The 19,564-nt window shown below is 72.6% G+C and carries 15 protein-coding genes; 3 read left to right on the top strand and 12 right to left on the bottom strand.

The features are described 5' to 3' along the window. Positions 1-83: 83 nt before the first annotated feature. The 7 genes from D2L64_RS04645 to D2L64_RS04615 all read right to left on the bottom strand — a co-directional run bounded on the left by D2L64_RS04645 (position 84) and on the right by D2L64_RS04615 (position 9,550). A complete protein-coding gene (locus D2L64_RS04645) occupies positions 84-1,784 on the bottom strand; it encodes a solute carrier family 23 protein (RefSeq protein WP_233558755.1) in 1,701 nt (566 codons plus the stop codon). 12 nt (positions 1,785-1,796) lie between these two features. Further along, positions 1,797-2,489, bottom strand: coding sequence for a cysteine hydrolase family protein (locus D2L64_RS04640; RefSeq protein WP_119573397.1), 693 nt, complete (start codon positions 2,487-2,489; stop codon positions 1,797-1,799). A 9-nt stretch (positions 2,490-2,498) separates the two neighbouring features. After that, positions 2,499-3,188 carry a biuret amidohydrolase gene (gene biuH / locus D2L64_RS04635; RefSeq protein ID WP_119573396.1) on the bottom strand — a complete coding sequence of 230 codons (690 nt, stop codon included), beginning with the start codon at positions 3,186-3,188 and terminating at the stop codon, positions 2,499-2,501. Then, positions 3,167-5,116: an allophanate hydrolase gene (atzF, locus tag D2L64_RS04630; protein ID WP_119573395.1), complete on the bottom strand. Its 1,950-nt coding sequence runs from the start codon at positions 5,114-5,116 to the stop codon at positions 3,167-3,169. The genes biuH and atzF overlap by 22 nt, the downstream gene beginning before the upstream one ends. Before the next feature lie 102 nt (positions 5,117-5,218). Next, positions 5,219-5,884: a GntR family transcriptional regulator gene (locus D2L64_RS04625; protein WP_119573394.1), complete on the bottom strand. Its 666-nt coding sequence runs from the start codon at positions 5,882-5,884 to the stop codon at positions 5,219-5,221. Positions 5,885-5,930: 46 nt separating this feature from the next. Then, a complete protein-coding gene (locus tag D2L64_RS04620) occupies positions 5,931-7,745 on the bottom strand; it encodes a hypothetical protein (protein WP_199714398.1) in 1,815 nt (604 codons plus the stop codon). Then, entirely contained in the window at positions 7,745-9,550 is a 1,806-nt protein-coding gene (locus D2L64_RS04615) for a hypothetical protein (RefSeq protein WP_325049893.1), read from the bottom strand. The genes D2L64_RS04620 and D2L64_RS04615 overlap by 1 nt, the downstream gene beginning before the upstream one ends. 409 nt (positions 9,551-9,959) lie before the next feature. On the opposite strand from D2L64_RS04615, the gene D2L64_RS04610 reads away from it, so the two are divergent. Further along, positions 9,960-11,156: a hypothetical protein gene (locus D2L64_RS04610; protein WP_119573393.1), complete on the top strand. Its 1,197-nt coding sequence runs from the start codon at positions 9,960-9,962 to the stop codon at positions 11,154-11,156. A gap of 146 nt (positions 11,157-11,302) precedes the next feature. Here D2L64_RS04610 and dxs read toward each other — a convergent pair whose 3' ends face one another. The 3 genes from dxs to D2L64_RS04595 form a co-directional block, all read right to left on the bottom strand. Continuing rightward, positions 11,303-13,255 (bottom strand): 1-deoxy-D-xylulose-5-phosphate synthase, encoded by a 1,953-nt coding sequence (gene dxs / locus D2L64_RS04605; protein WP_199714397.1) that lies wholly within the window; start codon positions 13,253-13,255, stop codon positions 11,303-11,305. Between the two features lie 139 nt (positions 13,256-13,394). Next, on the bottom strand, positions 13,395-14,666 hold the full coding sequence (locus tag D2L64_RS04600; protein WP_119573391.1) for a class I SAM-dependent RNA methyltransferase: 1,272 nt from the start codon (positions 14,664-14,666) through the stop codon (positions 13,395-13,397). Continuing rightward, positions 14,663-16,729 (bottom strand): APC family permease, encoded by a 2,067-nt coding sequence (locus tag D2L64_RS04595; protein WP_407663053.1) that lies wholly within the window; start codon positions 16,727-16,729, stop codon positions 14,663-14,665. The genes D2L64_RS04600 and D2L64_RS04595 overlap by 4 nt, the downstream gene beginning before the upstream one ends. Positions 16,730-16,879: 150 nt before the next feature. On the opposite strand from D2L64_RS04595, the gene D2L64_RS04590 reads away from it, so the two are divergent. Together D2L64_RS04590 and D2L64_RS04585 are read left to right on the top strand one after the other, a co-directional pair. Then, complete coding sequence (locus tag D2L64_RS04590) at positions 16,880-17,542, top strand: potassium channel family protein (protein WP_119573389.1); 663 nt, start codon at positions 16,880-16,882, stop codon at positions 17,540-17,542. Between the two features lie 2 nt (positions 17,543-17,544). After that, on the top strand, positions 17,545-18,234 hold the full coding sequence (locus tag D2L64_RS04585; protein WP_199714409.1) for a potassium channel family protein: 690 nt from the start codon (positions 17,545-17,547) through the stop codon (positions 18,232-18,234). Positions 18,235-18,273: 39 nt separating this feature from the next. Here D2L64_RS04585 and D2L64_RS04580 read toward each other — a convergent pair whose 3' ends face one another. Both D2L64_RS04580 and D2L64_RS04575 read right to left on the bottom strand, forming a co-directional pair. Further along, positions 18,274-18,954 carry a DUF3159 domain-containing protein gene (locus tag D2L64_RS04580; RefSeq protein WP_119573387.1) on the bottom strand — a complete coding sequence of 227 codons (681 nt, stop codon included), beginning with the start codon at positions 18,952-18,954 and terminating at the stop codon, positions 18,274-18,276. A gap of 76 nt (positions 18,955-19,030) precedes the next feature. Continuing rightward, entirely contained in the window at positions 19,031-19,411 is a 381-nt protein-coding gene (locus D2L64_RS04575) for an OB-fold nucleic acid binding domain-containing protein (RefSeq protein WP_119573386.1), read from the bottom strand. Between the last annotated feature and the right edge of the window lie 153 nt (positions 19,412-19,564).

The raw sequence follows: 19,564 nt of genomic DNA, 5'->3' as shown, positions 1-19,564 counted from the left end.
CGTCCTCTCTTCCCCGGCCGAGGTCGTCCACGGCCCGGCGTCCACCCGGTCCAGGGTCCACCCGACCCGAGGGCCCGACCGGCTCAGCCGCTCACCGCCGGCTCACGCTTCCCACCGTCGACCGGATCGGCCGGCGCGGAAGTCGCCTCGGTACCGGCCGGCGCCCCGGCCCCCGCCGCGACGGCCGGCACCGGCACTGCGGTGTCGGTGGTGCCGCCGCCGTGCTGGCGGTCCAGTTCGATCTCCTCGGGTTCGGGCACCCGGGGCGGGTACTTGCCGAGCGCGAAGATCCCGCAGACCACCGCCACGAAGAGGTAGCCGAGGGCGACCTGACCGTTGGCGTTCCACTGGACCTCCTCGCCGTGGATCAGGCCGACGAAGGCGAGCAGCGCACCCACGGCGGCGAAGACGGCCGCGCGGGCGAAGCGTTTGTCGATGATGAAGACGACGATCGCACCGAGCACCAGGCCGGCGAGGATGGCACCCTCGCCGAGCACCCGCAGCCCGTCGTAGACCACTCCGGCGCCGGCGAGGGCCTCGTCGCCGACCTCGGCGGCGCTGGTGCCGGCTGCCGCCAGGGCGTTGTTCATCTGCCCGGTCGCCCAGGCCGCGATGTTCGGGATCAGCGCCGCCACCACGGCCGCCGCGTGTGCCCGGGGGGTGGCCTGGAACGCCTGGGCACCGATCAACAGCCCGATGTAGAGCAGGATCGGCACGATCGCGGCGGTCGGGAAGATCGCGCCGAGCAGCGAGAACATCCCGAGGAAGCAGAGCAACGCGATGATCACGCCGGTGGCCATCGAGTAGCCGGTCCGGCCACCGGCGGCCTTCCAGCCCGGGTGACCGACGTAGACGGCCGGCGGGAAGGGGGAACCGAGCGCGGAGCCGATCACCGCGCCGGCGCCGTCGGCGAGCAGGACGCTGCGCAGGTTGTAGTTGTCCCCGGCGGTCGCCGCGCTCTCCACGTTGGTCATCGCCTCGGTGAAGTTGTAGACGCCGAGCGGGATCGCGGTCGCCAGCAGCGGCGCCATGTCCGTCAGGCCGCGCCACAGCAGGTCGAACTGGAAGGTGGGGAAGGCGAACGCGATGTCCCGCGCGGCCGCCGTGACGTCCGGCACCGACATCGCCCCGCCGAGCCAGCCGATCGCCGTGCCGAGCAGCAGGGCGGCCAGCCCGATCGGGAAGTTGAACGGCAGCTTCACGTCGGTGAGCAGGCCGATCAGCAGCAGCGCGAGGACCGGCAGGGCGATCCAGGCCATCCGCCACATCTGCCCGGCCGGGTTCATCGAGATGAAGGTGATGGAGATGCCGGCGAGGGTGCCGAGCAACGCGGCCCGGGGGGTGAACCGGCGGATGTACGGCCCGACGAAGGCGCCGATCAACACGATCACGCCGATGATGAAGGCCCAGGCCAGGCCGGCCTCCCAGGCGCGCAGCGGATCTCCGGTGCGCAGGAAGATCGGCAACATGATGACGAAGATGACGATGAACATGTGCGGCACGCTCGGCCCGTACGGCAGCGCCGTCACGTCGCCGCGGTGCTCCCGCCGGGCCAGCCGTCGGGCCAGGTACGTGTAGTAGACGTTGCCGGCGACCAAAGCGATGCCGAGCGCCGGCAGGATGGTGCCGAAGACCTCCCGCTCGGGGAGGTTCACCACGAACAGACAGAGCCCGGTCAGGGTGAGCACGTTGACCAGGACGTTGACGCCGAAGCCGAAGAACGCGTTGGTGTCGCCGCGTACCCAGTAGGGCAGTGCGGCGGTGGGGGTTCTGCTGGGGACCATGGCTGCTCCCGGTCAGGAGGAGGGTTGCAACACGGGGGTGGTGGGCAGCACGGCGAGCACGTCCATGGAGTCGGCGACCCACCCGAAGATCCCGCCCTGGGCGGCGATCATGTCGAGCCCGACCCGCTGGAACTCGGGGAAGTAGGACCCGACGCAGTCGGCGAGCACGAGACACTCGTACCCGCGGTCGTTGGCCTCCCGGACGGTGGTGTGTACGCACACCTCCGTGGTGACCCCGGTGACCAGGAGGCTGCGGACGTTCCGCTCGGCGAGCAGTTCGTCCAGTCCGGTGGCGTAGAAGGCACCCTTGCCGGGCTTGTCGATCACCGGTTCACCGGGCAGCGGAGCCAGCTCGTCGACGATGTCGTGGCCGTACTCGCCCCGGATCAGGATCCGGCCGTTGGGGCCGGGATCGCCGATGCGCCGGCTCGGCGCCCCCCGTTCGAGTTTGGCCGGTGGGCAGTCGGAGAGGTCGGGCAGGTGCCCCTCGCGGGTGTGCAGCACGGTCAGGCCGGCCGCCCGGGCGCCGGCCAGCAACGCGGTGAGCGGCCCGATGGTGCGGCGCAGCTGGCCGACGTCGTTGCCCAGGCTCTCGCCGAAGCCACCCGGCTCCAGGAAGTCCCGCTGCATGTCGATGACGAGCAGCGCGGTGGTGTGCAGGTCGAACGCGTACGCCGCGGGCCGCGCGGCGGTGATGGTCGGCATTGCTTCACCTCATTCGGTGGTGGCGGCGATGACGTCGTCGGAGGTGGCCACGCAGCCGAACACCCCGCCCTGCATGGTCACCATGTGCAGCGCCGCGTCGTGGTTGCCCTTGTCGGTGGCGCCGGTGCAGTCGGAGAGGATCAGGCACTCGTAGCCCCGGTCGTTCGCCTCGCGCATGGTGGTGTGCACGCAGACGTCGGTGGTGATGCCGGTGAGGATCAGGTGGGTGATGCCCCGGGTACGCAGCACCAGGTCGAGGTTGGTGGCGTAGAAGGCGCCCTTGCCCGGCTTGTCGACGACCACCTCGCCGGGCACCGGGGCGACCTCCGGCACGATCTCCCACCCCGGCTCGCCCCGCACCAGGATCCTGCCGCAGGGCCCCGCGCCGCCGATCTCGGCGCCGATCCGCGCCGAGCGCCACCGTTTGTTGGCCGGCAGGTCGGACAGGTCGGGGTCGTGACCCTCGCGGGTGTGCACGACCAGCATCCCGAGGGAGCGGACGTGCGCCAGCAGCCGGGCGGTGGCGGGCAGTCCGGCCCGGGTGAGGCTGATGTCGTAGCCCATCGTGTCGACGTAGCCGCCCGGTCCACAGAAGTCGGTCTGCCAGTCGATGCAGAGCACCGCGGTACGCGCGGTGTCCACCACGCCGTCGTACGGCCACGGGTAGGGGTTGGCCGTCACCGGCCCGATGCTGCCCATCCTCGCTCTCCTCCTGTCGTCGTCTCCGCCGAACCGGGGTGTCCCGGGTCGCGGACGGCCCCGACCGTCCGCCGGTACGCACGCCACCCGCCGGTGGCGCTGATGTCCTCCGCGTCGGGACCGGCGGCGTACGCCTCGCAGAGGAACCCGAGCACGTCGCGCCCGTCGTGCAGCCGGACCCAGCCGAGCGAGAGTGGCGCCGGTACCCGGGCCAGCAGCCGACCGACGGCGGAGCCGGACAGCCGCCAGAGTTCGACCTCGATCGGGTGTCCGTCCGGTGCCGTCGAGGCGACCCGGACCAGCCCCGGCAACCCGACGCCGTCGGCGCTGTCCAGCCGGTAGAGCCGGTAGAGCGGCGCGGTGCGGGCGGCGCCAGCCAGGGTGGCTCCCAGCTCGACCAGTTCCGCGTTGCGTGACTCGCCGGCCAGGTGCCGGCCGACGACGGCGAGCAGCACCTGGGCCGACGTGCCCGCCGGCTGGTCGGCCGCCGCTTGATCAGTTGACGTCCGGGCAGCGGCCGGGGCCGCCGGGCCGCGAGTCGGCTCGTCCGGACCACGGGCCGGGTCGGTCGCCGAGTCGCCGCCGGTGGTGGTGAAGGCGGTGGCGAGTCGGGCCAGGGTGGTGTCGCTGAACGCGGGGCCGATCAGGGTGAGGCTGGCCGGGCGACCGGCGGCGGTGAACCCGTTCGGCACGGTCACCGCGGCCAGGTCGAGCAGGTTCGCGAACTGGGTGTACCGGCCGAGCGTGGTGTTGCGCCCGATCGGGTCGGCGGCGATCTCGTCGAGGGTGAACGTCGTACCGACGGTCGGTAGCACCAGCACGTCGATCTCCTGCCAGAGCCGGTCGACCTGGGCGCGCAGCTCACGCAGGCGGTGTTGACCCCGGAAGGCGTCGGCCGCGTCGTAGCGCCGCCCGGTCTCCAACACCGCCCGGGTGACCGGGAGGACCGAGTCGGGACGCGCGCGCAGGAAGCCGTCCAGCGCGGCCAGCCGCTCGGCCACCCACGGCCCCTGGTAGAGCAGGTCGCCCGCCGCCAGGAAGGGCGCGAGCGGCACCGGTCGGGCGGCACCGACCAGCCCCCGCAGCCGCCGGACACCGGCCGCGAACCGGACCGCCTGACCGGCGTCGTCGAAGAAGTCCAGCTCTTCTGTGCGGGGGGTGCCGAGGCGTAGCGTCCCGGGCATGCGGGCATCCACCCGCTCCGCCGGCAGCGGACGCCCCCACGGGTCGGCCGCCGTCATCCCACGCGCGGCGTGCCACACCCGCATCGCACCGGCGACGTCGGTGGCGAAGACGGAGACACAGTCCAGCGACCGGCAGGCCGGCACCACCCCGGCCGTGCTGAGCAGGCCACGGGTGGGTTTGACGCCGACGATCCCGTTCAGCGCCGCCGGTACCCGGCCGGATCCGGCGGTGTCCGTACCGAGGGCGAAGCAGACCTGGCCGGCGGCGACCGCGACCGCCGAACCGGAGCTGGACCCGCCCGAGACGAGCCCGCCGCCGAAGACGCTCTCGCAGCTGCCGTACGGCGAGCGGGCACCGGTCAGGCCGGTGGCGAACTGGTCGAGGTTGGTCTTGCCGACCAGCAGGGCACCGGCGTCGAGCAGTCGCCGCACCACCGGGGCGTCCTCGGTGGCCCGGTACCCGAAGTCGGGACAGCCCGCGGTCGTGATCATGCCGGCCACGTCGATGTTGTCCTTGACGGCGAACGGGATGCCGTACAGCGGCAGGGCCGCCGGATCGCCGTCGCGGGTCAACTCGGCGGCGCGGGCCCGCAGCTCGTTGCCGGCGACCGTGCTGATCCAGACCGGCTCCCGGTCCCGCCCGGCGAGCCCGTCCAGGACGCGTTCGGCCAGGTCGACCGGGGTGAGCCGGCCGTCGCGGTACGCCGCACGCAACTCCGAGATGGATCCGATCCGCTCTGGCATACAGTCGATTGTCGACCGTTCTGTTTCGAGCGTCGGCACGGCAGGTAACGACGAGATGACGGCGGTCCGGCGGGGCCTCGACGCGGGCGGGGCGGCCAGGCCTCACCGGAGGTACGAACGCGCCCCGTGTTCGGAGAGCACCGCGAGGACGTCCTCCGGGTCTCCCCCGACGACCGCGGCGTAGAGCCGCTCGTGCCGGTGCACCCCGTCCAGCGGCTGCGCCACCTCCGCCTCGCGGCGCAGGTTGATCGCCATGTAGAGCTGCAACTTCACCAGGATCGACTCGTACACCCCGGAGAGCTGACGGTTGCCGGCCAGCGCCACCAGCGCGACGTGGAACGCCCGGTGCGACTCGGCTACCGCCAGCCGGTCACCGGCGCGGGTCGCCTCGCGCATCTGGTCCAGCGCGGCCCCCAACCCGGCCAGCTCGCTCTCTCCGGCCACCGGGATCCCCGCCCGCACCGCGAACCGCTCCAGCACGTCGCGCAGCTCGTACAGCTCCTGGACGTCCCGGTCGGAGAGGGTGGCGACCCGGACCCCGCGCCGGGGCACGTGCTCGACCAGCCCGCGCTGCGCCAGCAGCCGCAGCGCCTCGCGCAACGGCGCCCGGCTGATCCCGAGCCGCCGGGTCAGCTGCTCCTCCACCAGTCGTTCGCCCGGGTCGCTCCGGCCGCTGAGGATCTCCCGGGTCAGCCGGGCGACGGCAAGGTCGACCAGACTGACACTCTCCAGCTCGCCGTCCGTCGGCGTCGCGGCCACGTCACTCACCCCGAGAAGTCTGCCATCCGGCCACCGGCCGACCGGCGTGGGCGGCTCAGCCGACCAGCGGGCGGACGTCCCAGACCAGCGCGTCGTCGATCCGCCGGGCCGGACCGAGCAGCGCCTCGACGGTACGCCGCACCGGTTCGCCGGTCGACAGTCCACTCTGCACGACCACCGCCGCCCGCCAGTGCCGCAGGTCCGCCACCGCCTGCCGACGGTCGGCCTCGGTGACCGACGGCACCTCACCGGTGTCGGCCACCCGACGCAGCAGTACCGAGGTGGGCCGGTCCGGGGCGCCCCAGCGGGCCGTCGGATCGTCCGCGGCCACCGGGCCGATGAAGAAGCCACCCGGTGCGGTGAAGGCCAGCCCGGTCCGGGCCGACCAGAGCATCGCCGGACTGCGACCGGCGTTGGTGACCGGCGGCACCGCCACCAGGGTCCGACCGGCCGGCACGTACTCCCGCCAGATGCCCTCGGCGACGAACGCCGGCACCGGCCCGACCGGCACGGTCCGGATCGGCGTCGGAACCAGCGGCAGCAGGGCGACGGCCACCGCGGCGGCCCCCAGCGCCCGCACCGGCGCCCGGCCGACGGACCGGATCCGGTCCACGCTCAGGGCCACCAGGATGCCCAGCACCGGTACGCAGACCAACGCGAACCGGGCCGGCACCACGTGGTCGACCAGCGGCAACCCGGCGACCAGCCGGTACGGGCCGGTCAACTCGGTGAGCGCCCCGTCGAGGCGTACCGGCGTGCCGAGCGAGAGCAGGGCGAACAGCACCCCGCATCCGGCCAGGGCCCGGACCAGCGGGCGGCGCCACAGCCAGATCGTGACGACCACGGCGAGCACCAGCAGCACCGGCCCGAAGAAGGAGTTCTCCTCGGTCAGGTTGGGCGCCAGCAGGCCCGGCGGACGCTGGTCACCGAACACGGTCTGCCGGGCCGGCGCGGTGAAGGACGCCGCGTCGAGCTGGTAGCCGTACGCGTGGAACGGCATCCCCCGGTAGTGCCCCGGACCGAAGAACTGGAACCACAACGGGTACGCCAGCAGCCCGCCCGCCACCGCCGCACCCACGCCGACCCGACCGGCCACGGCCGGGGCGAGCCGACGGGCCGCCGCCCGGTCGGCCAGCGCATACCCGAACACGAACACCCCGGCGGCCAGCGCCACGAAGAACAGCACCTCCTCGCCGAGGAAGACCTGGTAGGTGACCACCAGCCCGAGCAGCACCCCGGGCCACCACACCCCACCGCCCCGGCCCGTGCCTCGGGCGGCGTCGTCGGCGGCTCGGGCGGCGGCTGGCTCGGGGCGGAAGAGCAGGGCCAGGATCACCGGCACCAGGAACTGGGCGGCCATATGCAGGTGCGCCCCGGCCTGGGCCACCATGCCGGGGGCGAAGCCGCAGACCAGCCCGCCGACGGCGGCGGCCCACCGGGACTCGACCAGGCGCCGGCGCAGCAGGACGTACCAGGTGGTCGCCGTACCGGCCAGGCAGCCCACCACCGCCACCAGGAAGGCGGTCTGCGAGCCGAACAGCGCGGTGACCGGAGTCAGCGGTATCCCCAGGCCGAGTACCGAGGTGTTGGCCATCAGGTTCACCCCGCCGGGGGCGTTCAACGCGTCACTCCACAACGGGTCCTCCCCGCCGAGCACCGCCCGCGCCGCCCGGGCCAGCATCCACTCGAAGAGGATCTGGTCGCCGGCCTGGTGGAACAGCCGGTCCGGCCGGCCCCACTGCCGGCTGCTCAGCCACCCGGCGAGCGCCAGATAGCCGAACACCACCACCAGATCCGGAGCCCGGCGGGGCAGCCACCGGCGCCGGGCGGCGGTGACCTCGGCGGGACGTTCGGCGGTGCCGACCGGCATCAGACCGCCGGGTCGGTCAACGCCCGCACGTCCCACACCCAGACGTCCAGTTCGAGGCGGGCCGGGCCGACCAACTGCTCGACGGTCTGCCGCAGCGGTTCGGAGTGCGGCTGGCGTACCGGCAGCACCAGGACCGCGGCCCGCCAGTGCCGCAGCTCGTCCAGGCAGCGGCGCCGCTGCCGGTCGTCCAACTCGGGAGTACGGCCGGTCGTCGCGACACCCTCCAGCAGCCGGCCGATGCCGCTGGGTCGGCCACCGAACCGGCCCGGGTCACCGGTGTTGCCGTTACGCGGGGCGAGGAAGTAGCCGCCCGGGATCTTGAAGTCGAGGTTGGTGGCCGCGGCCCAGCGCATCCCGTGGGTGTTGCCCATGCTCGGCACCGGGATCGGCACCAACGTCTGGTCCGGGCCGACGTAGTCGCGCCAACGGTCGGAGGTGATGAACTCGGGAACCGGCGGCCGGGAGGTCATCGGCAGCGGCATCGGTGCGATCGGCAGCAGCGCCAGCACCAGGCCACCGGCGGTCAGCGTACGCAGGGTCCGGGGGTCCAGCGGCAGCGACCGGCTGCGCTCGATCGCCAGGGCGAGCAGGATCGCCACCACCACGCTCGTGATCATGCCGAACCGGGTCGGTACCACCGCGTCGAGCAGCGGCAGCCGGACCAGCCACTCCCACGGCCCGACCACCAGTTCCCGGTCCCACCAGGTGATCCGCTCGCCGAGGGAGAGGATGGTGTAGAAGGCGGCGGTCGCGGCGAGCGCCCGGACCAGCACCTCCCGGCGGAGCCAGAGGACGATCCCGACCGCGATCAACGCCAGGCTCCAACCGAAGAAGGCGTTCTCCTCCGAGTAGTTCGGCGCGAGGTTGACGTTCGCCCGCTGGTTGCCGCCGATGGTCGGCGAGCCCGGGGCGAAGTACGCGGCGATGTCGTTGCCGTAGTCGCGTACCGCGTCGCTGAGACCGTGGTACGCCATCGGCCCGGCGAACTGGATGTACAGCGGGTACGCCAGCAGCGTGCCGGCGATCACCGTGCAGGTCGCCACCGCCTTGCCCAGCGGACGCCAGGCCGTCGACCAGAGCGCGGGACGCTGGACGACCACCGCGATCAGGAAGATGCCGCAGCCCATCGCGGTGAAGAGCAGGATCTCCTCGTTGATGAACGCCTGCGCGGTGACCAGCAGCGCCAGCAGCGCCCCGTCCCGGTACGGCCGCGTCGAGCGGGTGATCACCATGACCCGCCAGACGATGAACGGCAGCAGGAACTGGCTGATGATGTTCGGATGCCAACTGGCGTGCGACAGCATCGCCGGTGAGAAGCCGCAGAACCAGCCACCCACCACGGCCGCCAGCCGGTTGTTCACCACGTGCCGGGAGAGCACGTGGTACCAGGCCGACGCGGTGCCCGCGAGCGCCAGCGTGACCAGCACCACGAAGGTCACCGCCGGTCCGAACAGCAGGGTCACCGGCACCATCGGGATGCCCAGCGCCAGGATGGCCGTGTTGGCCATCAGGTTGACCCCGTCGGGATAGTTGAACTGCTCGGTGAAGAACGGGAACTCCCCGTGCAGCACCACCCGCACCGAGTGGGCCAGGAAGAACTGCACCTGAGCCGGGTCACTGCTGTAGAGAGAGGCGACCCGACCGGCCGGATCCGCCCAGATCTGGCTGGTCACCCAGATCGCGACCAGCAGGAAGCCACCGAAGACCGCGAGGTCCACCCGGCGCGGCGTCCACCGGAACCGGAACCGGCGCGCCGGAGCCGCCCGGTCGGCGTCCGCCGCGTCCCCGGCCGCACCGGCGTCCACAGTCGGTTCCGGCTCGCCGACCCGGCCGACGGCCACCACGGTCGGCGCCGGGCCGGCCACCACCGCGCCCGCCGACGACTTGCTCGGCGACACATCGATCGGCGACGCATCCGGGGCCGGCGTGCCGGTGGCGGGCGGCGTGGCCCGCGTACCCTCACCCTGGGTGACGGGTTCGGACGGCGAGCCCGCGGCGTCGTCGGAATCCGGCGGCGATGCGGCGCGGGTCTCAGCAGGCGTCACAGTCGGCGGAGTCTACCCGAGTAGGGAGATAGCCCCCAAGTCGACGCGGTGTCCTCTGTGGTCGGTGTACGGCCGACGCGACGCAGCGTGAGGCGGCGCGAGGCATCGTCGGGACATCTCGTACTATTGCCCTCCGACACGACGACCGATGCGATCGGGGGCGTAACAGGTGGCTGCAGTCCGCTGGCGCGGCTTGACGGCCACCGGCCTGTCGGCCCTGCTGGTCACCGTCACCGCCTGCGGGCCGGTCGCCGAACGCCGCCCACAGGACCTGCGCGTCGGCTACGACAGCCTGGACGGTTCGTTGACCGTCTGGCCGCCCCGCGGCTCGCTGGCCGAGGACGCGACGGCGACCGCCGCCGTGACCCGGGCGGTACGCGACTGGCGGTCCCCCGCGGACGACCGGGTGCACGTGCCGTCCTCCGGCATCCTCTTCTCCGGCCGCGTCGACGGCGCCCCACTGGCCCTGGTCGCCGCCTCGGTACCCGGACAGGCCGCCTCCTGGCTGCTGCAACTCGCCGGTGACGGCGACGGGTACCGGGTCACCCACGCCACCGAGTACACCGACCCCGGCTACCTCGTCTACTCCGACGTACTGCCGGTGCAGAGCACCGACGGGCGCCGCTACCTCACCTCGGAACGGGTCCGTCGCCTGACCGGCCCCGACGGACGCACGATCGCCGGCAAGGACGGCCTCACCGAACCGGTAGACGTACCCTCGTGCCGGGCGGTGCCGGTGACCGCGACCCTGCGTTCCACCACGTCGCTGCCGCGCGGCCGATCCGCCGACCGGCTGCTCGATCTCGGCACCGGCATCACCGACCCCCGCTACCCGCTGGTCCGCGACGACAGCGGCTCGGGCCGACGGGCACTGACCGACCTGGACACCTGTCTGCTGTCCGCCACGGAAGGACCGTTCGGCAGCATCGCCCGGCGGATCGGCGACCGGGACGCCCCCGACTCGGTACCGGCCTCGTGGCCGAAGGCGAAACTGGCCATCCGCACCCTCGGCGAGGTGGCCCTCGGCGGCGGCGAACCGGCCGAACTGGAGCAGCTGACCTGGGAGACCGCCGACGGCACGATGACCGCGGTCGTCTACCGGCCCGTCGACGGCCCGGTGGTCCTCTCCCCCGCCGACCGCACCAACCCGTTGCAGGTCTACGAACTGCCCGTGCCCGAGCAGCCGCTGGTCGTGCTGAGCTGGCGGTCCACCAAGGACACCACGCTGTCGGTACCGCCGGACACCACCCGCCTGGTGGACCGGCCCGGCCTGGTGGTGGCCCCGCTCCCCGAGCGCCGCGAGACGTTCAGCCTCGCGGCCGAGGACAAGACCCACTACCGCACCGCCGGCTCCCCCCACCGCTAACCCCGTCACCCCCTCGCGCCCTCGCGCCCTCGCGCCCTCGATCATGCAGTTTGTGTCCGGGCTGAAGGTGCGTATGCCGCGTACCGGCGACCGCAAGTGCAAGGTCGACGCGCGAGGGAGAGGCGAAGGGACGAGGGAGGGAGGGGTTAGTTCGGGGTGGGGGTGTTGTTGGCGGGGACGGGGATCGGGTCGACGGGGTGGGTGTCGAGGCGGGAGATCCAGCCGGTGACGTCGCGGGCGACGTCCTGGGCGGTCAGGCCGAGATCGGCGAGGATCTGACCACGGGAGCCGTGCGGGTGCCACGCGACCGGTACGCCCAGGTCACGCAGGGGCACGCGGAGGCCGGCGTCCCGCATCGCCTGGGCGAGGGCGTCACCGACACCACCGGCCCGGACGCCGTCCTCGACGGTCACCACCAGTCGGTGCCCGGCGGCCAGCTCGACCAGCTCGGCCGGGACGGGACGGATCCAGCGAGGGTCGACCACGGTGACGCCGTAGCCCTGCTCGGTGACCCGGGCGGCGACTTCCATGCCCAACTGGCCGAAGGAGCCGACGGCGACCAGCAGTACGTCGGTACGCGCCGACTCGGTCAGCACGTCGACGGTGCCGACGCGCCGCACGGCGGGCAGGTCTGCGGCGACCGCACCGGTCGGGTAGCGCAGCACGGTGGGACCGTCGTCGACGGCGACCGCCTCGCGCAGCTCCTCACGCAGGGTGGCGGCGTCGCGGGGGGCGGCCATTCGCAGGCCGGGCACCACCCCGAAGACCGACATGTCCCAGATGCCGTAGTGACTCGGCCCGTCCGGGCCGGTGATGCCGGCGCGGTCCAGTACGAAGGTGACCGGCAGCTTGTGCATCGCCACGTCCAGCAGGACCTGGTCGAAGGCCCGGTTGAGGAAGGTCGCGTAGAGCGCCACCACCGGGTGCAGCCCGCCGAGTGCCAGGCCGGCCGCCGAGGTGGCCGCGTGCTGCTCGGCGATGCCCACGTCGTAGGTGCGTTCCGGGTACTTGCGGGCCAGCTTGGCGATGCCGGTCGGCTCGGCCATGGCGGCGGTGATGCCGACCACGTCCGGCCGCTCGTCGGCGATCGCGACCAGCTCGTCGGCGAAGACGTTGGTCCACTTGACGGCGGGCGCGGCGGTGGACTTGCCGGTGGCGATGTCGAACGCGCCGGGGCCGTGGAAGCAGTCCGCCTCGTCCTCCTCGGCGGGGCGGTAGCCGTAGCCCTTGCGGGTGACCGCGTGCACGATCACCGGGCCGCGGAAGTTCTTCGCCGCGCGCAACGCCGTCTCGACGGCGGCGACGTCGTGCCCGTCGACCGGGCCGACGTACTTGATGCCGAGGTCCTCGAACATCGCCTGCGGGGCGACGGCGTCCTTGATGCCCTTCTTGACCGCGTGCAGCACCTCGTACATCGGCTTGCCGACCAGCGGGGTCGAGCCGAGCGCGTCCTTGACCGCGTCGAGAACCTTCTCGTAGCCGGGGTTGAGCCGCAGCGTCGAGAGATGGTCGGCGAGGCCGCCGATGGTCGGCGCGTACGACCGGCCGTTGTCGTTGACCACGATCACCAGGGGGTTGCCGGCGGCGGCGATGTTGTTCAGCGCCTCCCAGCACATGCCGCCGGTCAACGCCCCGTCACCGACCACGGCCACCACGCTGCGCGCCTCGCCCCGCAGCGCGTACGCCTTGGCCAGCCCGTCGGCGTACGACAGGGCGGTGGAGGCGTGCGAGTTCTCGATCAGGTCGTGCTCGCTCTCGGCCTGGCTGGGGTAGCCGGAGAGCCCGCCGCGCTGACGCAGCTGGTCGAAGCCGGCCTGCCGGCCGGTGAGGATCTTGTGCACGTACGCCTGGTGGCCGGTGTCGAACAGCAGCCGGTCACGGGGAGAGTCGAAGACCCGGTGCAGGGCGAGGGTGAGCTCCACCACGCCCAGGTTGGGACCGATGTGCCCGCCGGTACGCGACACCTTGGCGACCAGGAAGTCCCGGATCTCGGCGGCGAGGATGTCCAGTTCGGTGCCCGACATCCGCTTGACGTCCTGCGGACCCTGCACCGCGGCGAGCAGCCGGCCCTGGTTGGCCGTGTCCTCTTCAACACTCATGACCGCAGAGTCTATCGGCCCACGCGCACGGCGCAGCCCGGTCGCCGGTGCCATCGATGCTGAGCGCGAGGTCAGCCCCGCACCCGGGGACGGCGTGGCGACACGCCGACCCACCCCACCGGCAGCACACACACCCGACTCACCGCGCCGGCAGCAGCAGCCCGACCAGTTCGACATGTTGCGTCATCGGGAAGAGGTCGTAGCCGCGCAGCGCCGCGAGCCGCCAGCCGAGGTCGGTGAAGACCCGTACGTCCCGGGCGAACGCGGCCGGGTCGCAGGCCACGTACGCCACCGCCCGCGGCGCGGCGGCGACCAGGTCGCGTACCACCCGGGCACCGGCCCCGGAGCGCGGCGGGTCGAGCACCACCACGTCGACCGGCCCGGTGATCCGGCGCCGGCTCAGCGCGGTCTGCACCCGGGCCGCCACCACCTCCACCTGGCGCAGGTCGGCCAGGTTCTGCCGAGCCGCGGCGACGCTGTCGTCGGCCGCCTCGACCAGGGTCACCCGGCCGGTCGTGCCGACCCGCTCGGCCAGCGCGGCGGCGAACAGGCCCGCGCCACCGTAGAGGTCCCAGGTCCGCTCCCCCGGTCGTGGCCCGACCAGTTCCAGCACCGCGCCGACCAGGGTGTCCGCCGCCGCGGGGTGGACCTGCCAGAACGACGCGGCGGGCAGCGTCCACTCCCGGCCCGCGGCCCGCTCCCGGACCCGGTCCGGGCCGCTCACCAGCCGGGTGTCCCCGGCCGCGACCGCGGTCACCGTCACGTCTCCGCCGGTCGAGGCGACCGTCTCCACGGCGTCGGCGTCCGGCCAGTGCGCACCGGTGGAGGTGAGTACCGGCAGTTCCTGGACGGCCGGATGGGCGATCAGGCAGCGGTCCACCGGGACCACCTCGTGCGAGCGGTGTTTGAGCAGCCCGGCACGGCCGGCCGCGTCGACCGAGTAGCGGACCCGGGAACGCCAGCCGAGCGGGCCGCCGGGCAGCGCCTCGACCCGTACGTCGAGCGCGTCGCAGCCGGCCTCGTCGAGTCCGCCGAGCCGGATGAGCTGCTCGCGTACGACGTCGGCCTTCCAGCGCAGCTGCGCGTCCGGCGCCACGTGTTGCAGGTCGCACCCACCGCAGCGACCCGGCTGGGCGTACGGGCACGGTGGGGTGACCCGATCCGGCGCCGCCGCCAGCACGCGTACCGCGTCGGCCCGGACGAAACCCCGGTGCACCTCGGTGACCTCGGCCACCACCCGCTCGCCGGGCAGCGCGTGCCGGACGAAGACCACCTGGCCGTCGACCCGGGCCACGCAGTGCCCACCGGGCGCGACCGCGGCGACGGTCAGCTCCACCCGCTCGGCCTCGGTAAGCCCACCGCGGCCGGTCTCCGCACCGGGGGTGTCCAGCTGGCGGGTTCCCTGATTCATCGTGTCTCTCCGTTCGACTGCTGACCCGGCCCGGACGGCACGGAGTCCACCGGCGGGGTGCTCGGCGGCGCCGCCCGGGGGCCACGGGCCGGACCGCGGCCGAGGGTCGCGTCCATCCGGTCCAGGTCCTTGCCGGCGGTCGACGCGAGCTGCCACGGCACGCTGGTCACCATCACCCCCGGCTCGAACAGCAGCCGGCCCTTCAGCCGCAACGCGCTCTGGTTGTGCAGCAGGTGCTCCCACCAGCGTCCGACAACGTACTCGGGGATGAAGACCGTGACCACGTCGCGCGGCGAGTCGCGGCGGACGCCGGCCACGTAGTTCAAGATCGGCCGGGTGATCTCCCGGTACGGCGAGTCGATCACGGTCAGCGGGATCGGTACGGCCCGCCGCTCCCACTCGGCCTGCAACTGCCGGGTGTCGGTGTCGTCCACGTTGACGGTCACCGCGGTGAGCGTGTCCGGCCGGGTGGCCTGGGCGTAGGCCACCGCCCGAAGGGTCGGCTGGTGCAGCTTGCTGACCAGCACGATGGCGTGGTTGCGGGCGGGCAGCACGGGCCGACCGTCGTCCTCGGGGGTCAGCTCGACCGCGACCCGGTCGTAGTGCCGTCGGATGCCCAGCATCAGCAGGTAGATCACGCCCATCGCGACGATGGCGATCCACGCGCCGAGCAGGAACTTGGTGATCAACACGATGACCAGCACCGCGCCGGTCATCACCATGCCGAACGCGTTGATCGCCCGGGACCGGACCATCCGGCGCCGTACCTGCGGATCCCGCTCGGTGCGCAGCTTCCGGTTCCAGTGCCGGATCATCCCGGCCTGGGAGAGGGTGAACGAGACGAACACCCCGACGATGTAGAGCTGGATCAGCTTGGTCACCTCGGCCTGGAAGCCGATGATCAGCACGATCGCGAAGGCCGCCAGGAAGAGGATGCCGTTGGAGAAGGCCAGCCGGTCACCCCGGGTGTGCAGTTGCCGGGGCAGGTAGCGGTCCTGGGCGAGGATCGAGCCGAGGACCGGGAAGCCGGTGAACGCGGTGTTGGCGGCGACGAACAGGATCGTGGCGGTCACCCCGACGACCAGGAACAGCAGCACCGAGCCGGGGCCGAAGATCGTCTCACCGAGCTGGGCGGTGACGGTCTTCTGCACGTACCCCTCGGGGCCGGCGACGATCTGCAGGCCGGGGTCCTCGACGAACTGCAGTCCGGTGAGTCGGGCCAGCCAGACGATGCCGACCAGCATGGTCACCGCGACCAGACCGAGCAGCAGCAGGGTGGTGGCGGCGTTGCGGCTCTTGGGCGCCTTGAACGCGGGTACGCCGTTGGAGATCGCCTCCACGCCGGTCAGCGCGGCGCAGCCGGAGGAGAAGCTGCGCAGCAGCAGGAAGGCCATCGCCCAACCGGTGGTGTCGTGCCACTCGGCGGCGATCACCAGGTCGGCGCTGGGGGCACGCAGGTCCTCGCCGAGCACCACGATCCGGACCAGCCCGGTCAGGATCATGCCGACAATGACGATCATGAAACCGTAGGTGGGGATGGCGAACGCGCTGCCGGCCTCCTTGAGACCACGCAGGTTGACCGCGGTGAGCAGGACCACGGCGACGACCGCGATCAGCACCTTGTGGGTGGCCACGAAGGGGATCACCGAGCCGAGGTTGGCCACCCCGGAGGAGACCGACACGGCGACCGTCAGCACGTAGTCGACCAGCAGCGCGCTGGCCACCCCGACCCCGGCCCGCGGGCCCAGGTTGACCGTGGCCACCTCGTAGTCGCCGCCGCCGGAGGGGTAGGCGTGCACGTTCTGCCGGTAGCTGGCCACCACGGTCAGCATCACCACGACGACGCCGAGCGCCACCCACGGCGAGAAGACGAAGGCCGAGGCGCCCGCGATGGAGAGCATCAGCAGGATCTCGTCCGGCGCGTACGCCACGCTGGACAGCGCGTCCGAGGCGAACACCGGCAGGGCGATGCGCTTCGGCAGGAGGGTGTGCTTGAGCCGGTCGGACCGGAACGGTCGACCGACGAGCAGCCGCTTCAACAGGGTTCGGGCCACAACCGGCAAGCGTACGACCAGTCACCGCGCGTCCGTCAGGCCGGCCGACCCACGCGGTGCGGGCCGTGCGGGGCAGCGGGTACCGTCGGTTCCCGCCGTACGCCACGACGTGGCAGGCCCGCCGGAAACCGGCGGCGGTACGCAGCTTGGGAGGGCAGCGTGCATATCGTGATCATGGGATGTGGCCGGGTCGGCTCGACCCTGGCCCACAGCCTGGCGTCCCGAGGGCACTCGGTGGCGGTCATCGACCAGGACGCCGACGCCTTCCGCCGCCTGGGGGCCGACTTCAGCGGCACCACCGTGACCGGCGCCGGCTTCGACGGCGACGTGCTCCGCCAGGCCGGCATCGAGCGGGCGGACGCCTTCGCGGCGGTCTCCAGCGGCGACAACTCCAACATCATCTCGGCGCGGCTGGCCCGCGAGACGTTCGGCGTGTCCCGGGTGGCGGCTCGCATCTACGACCAGCGCCGGGCGCAGGTCTTCGAACGGCTCGGCATCCCCACCGTGGCCACCGTGCGGTGGACCGCCGACCGCATGCTGCGGCACCTGCTGCCCGAGGGCGACGTGGAGATCTTCCGCGATCCGACGAGCACGGTCTCGATCATCGAGGTGCCGGTGCACAAGGAGTGGATCGGCCGGCCGGTGCGGACCCTGGAGCAGGCGACCGGTGCCCGGGTGGCGTACCTGCTGCGGTTCGGCATCGGCACCCTGCCCACCACCTCCAGCGTGCTGCAGGAGGGCGACCAGGTCTTCATGTTGGTCACCGACGACATGGTGGCGACCGTCACCGCGGTGGCGGCGGCACCGGAAGGCGGTAAGTGACCATGCGGGTGGCCATCGCGGGTGCGGGCAACGTGGGCCGCTCGATCGCCCAGGAACTGATCGAGAACGGCCACCAGGTGATGCTGATCGAGCGGCAGCCGCGGATGTTGCGGCCCGAGCGGGTGCCGGACGCCCGCTGGGTGCTGGCCGACGCCTGCGAGCTGGCCAGCCTGGAGGAGGCCGACCTCGCCGGCTGCGACGTGGTGGTGGCGGCGACCGGTGACGACAAGGCCAACCTGGTGGTGTCGCTGCTGGCCAAGACCGAGTTCGCGGTCCCCCGGGTGGTCGCCCGGGTGAACCGGGCCGAGAACGAGTGGCTCTTCACCGAACAGTGGGGCGTGGACGTGGCGGTCAGCAAGCCACGGGTGATGGCCGCGCTGGTCGAGGAGGCGGTCACCGTCGGCGACCTGGTCCGGCTGATGACGTTCCGGCAGGGCGAGGCGAACCTGGTCGAGATCACGCTGCCGCCGACCGCGCCGTACGTCGGGCAGCCGCTGCGTTCGGTGCCGCTGCCCCGCGACGCCGCCCTGGTGGCGATCCTGCGCGGCAAGCGGGTGCTGGTACCCAGCCCGGACGACCCGATCGAGGCCGGCGACGAGCTGATCTTCGTCTGCACGGCCGAGATGGAGGACGCCGTACGGGCGGTGGTACTCGGCCCGGACAGCGTCGAACGCACCCGCGAGTCGCGCTAGCGCCTGCGCGGCGCCGGGGCGTGGCCCCGGCGCCGCCGGTCAGGTGCTGGGCAACGGAGTTGGCTCCCCGTCCGAGGTGACCCGGCGCACCGTCCAGACCGTGATCAACAACAGCAGGACGTACGGCGGGTAGCCCAAGGCCAGCCGGGCCACGCCGAGCGCGGTGTCCTGCTCGGCGAGGTAGAGCGCGGCCTGCACGCCCACCTTGGCCAGCCAGACCACCCCCCACAGCACGGTCAGCCCGGTGAAGGTCCGCACCAGCTTCGGGTTGTCGCGCCACTCGGAGCTGCCCTTGGCCACCAGCACCGACCAGAGCCAGCCGACCAGCGGCTGACGGATCGCCGCCGAGGCCAGCAGGGCCAGGCCGTAGCCGATGCCGTAGAGGATGCCGGGCAGGTAGAAGTCGCGGGCCTCGCCGGTACGCCAGGCGATGGCGGCACCGATCCCGATGCCGAACAGCCCGTTGACGGCGTGCCGCACCGGCCGGCGCTGGGCCAGCCGCAGCCCACCGATGAGCAGCGCCACGCCCACCGAGGCGATCACGGCCGGGCGCAGCTCGCCGAGGATGTTCACCACGACGAAGACCACCACCGGAATGCTGGACTCGACCAGCCCCCGCCAACCGCCGAGTTGGTCGGCCATCTGCTCGGCGACCGTGGGCAGTTGCTCCTCGTCCGCCGGTGTCTCCGGTTGGGTACCCGGGTGCTGTCCGGTGGTCATCGCCCGCCTCTCCAGGACCGTCGGGAGCCTCGCTGCGGGCTCTTCGGACAGTCTCTCATCCCCCACGACCACGGCTTCACGTCGACGGCTCCAGCTCGTAGTACGGGTTGTAGATCACCTTGCGGTCGTCCCGCAGCGCGATCCGCCCCTTCGCGGTCAGGTGCCGCCCCGGCTCGATGCCGGTGATGTGCCGCCGCCCGAGCCAGACCAACGTGACGACGTCGCTGCCGTCGTAGAGGTCCGCCTCCAGCGCCGGCTGGTTGGTGCGCGGCGTGTACACGACGGTACGCAGCCGCCCGGTGACCGAGACCACCTCACCCCGCGCGCACTGCAACATCGGCACGCCCCCGCAGCGGGCGCTCTCCCGCTGCAACTGCTGCGCCTCGATCTCGGCCTCGCTCGCGGTCAGCCGACGCAGCATCCGCCGCAGCGAACCCCGACCCTCGTCGGTGCTCATGACCTCCGCGCCACCTCTCCCACCGCCGCACTGCGGCGGCACCGCACCGCTACGGCTACAGCACCGCTGTGGCTACAGCACCGCTGTGGCTACAGCACCGCACCGCTACGGCTACACCGCCGGGACGGCTCCCGCCAGCGTACGCCGATCAGA

It is taken from the genome of Micromonospora radicis (genome assembly GCF_003583405.1).
Lineage (GTDB): Bacteria > Actinomycetota > Actinomycetes > Mycobacteriales > Micromonosporaceae > Micromonospora > Micromonospora radicis.
This window is presented reverse-complemented; position numbering and strand designations above follow the sequence as displayed.

Bases quoted from the DNA above. Each gene is read 5' to 3' on its own strand.
- D2L64_RS04585 (WP_199714409.1), top strand. From the start codon at position 17,545: ATGCGGGTGGCCATCGCGGGTGCGGGCAACGTGGGCCGCTCGATCGCC.
- dxs (WP_199714397.1), bottom strand. From the start codon at position 13,255: ATGAGTGTTGAAGAGGACACGGCCAACCAGGGCCGGCTGCTCGCCGCG.
- D2L64_RS04580 (WP_119573387.1), bottom strand. From the start codon at position 18,954: ATGACCACCGGACAGCACCCGGGTACCCAACCGGAGACACCGGCGGAC.
- biuH (WP_119573396.1), bottom strand. From the start codon at position 3,188: ATGGGCAGCATCGGGCCGGTGACGGCCAACCCCTACCCGTGGCCGTAC.
- atzF (WP_119573395.1), bottom strand. From the start codon at position 5,116: ATGCCAGAGCGGATCGGATCCATCTCGGAGTTGCGTGCGGCGTACCGC.
- D2L64_RS04600 (WP_119573391.1), bottom strand. From the start codon at position 14,666: ATGAATCAGGGAACCCGCCAGCTGGACACCCCCGGTGCGGAGACCGGC.
- D2L64_RS04645 (WP_233558755.1), bottom strand. From the start codon at position 1,784: ATGGTCCCCAGCAGAACCCCCACCGCCGCACTGCCCTACTGGGTACGC.
- D2L64_RS04575 (WP_119573386.1), bottom strand. From the start codon at position 19,411: ATGAGCACCGACGAGGGTCGGGGTTCGCTGCGGCGGATGCTGCGTCGG.
- D2L64_RS04640 (WP_119573397.1), bottom strand. From the start codon at position 2,489: ATGCCGACCATCACCGCCGCGCGGCCCGCGGCGTACGCGTTCGACCTG.
- D2L64_RS04620 (WP_199714398.1), bottom strand. From the start codon at position 7,745: ATGCCGGTCGGCACCGCCGAACGTCCCGCCGAGGTCACCGCCGCCCGG.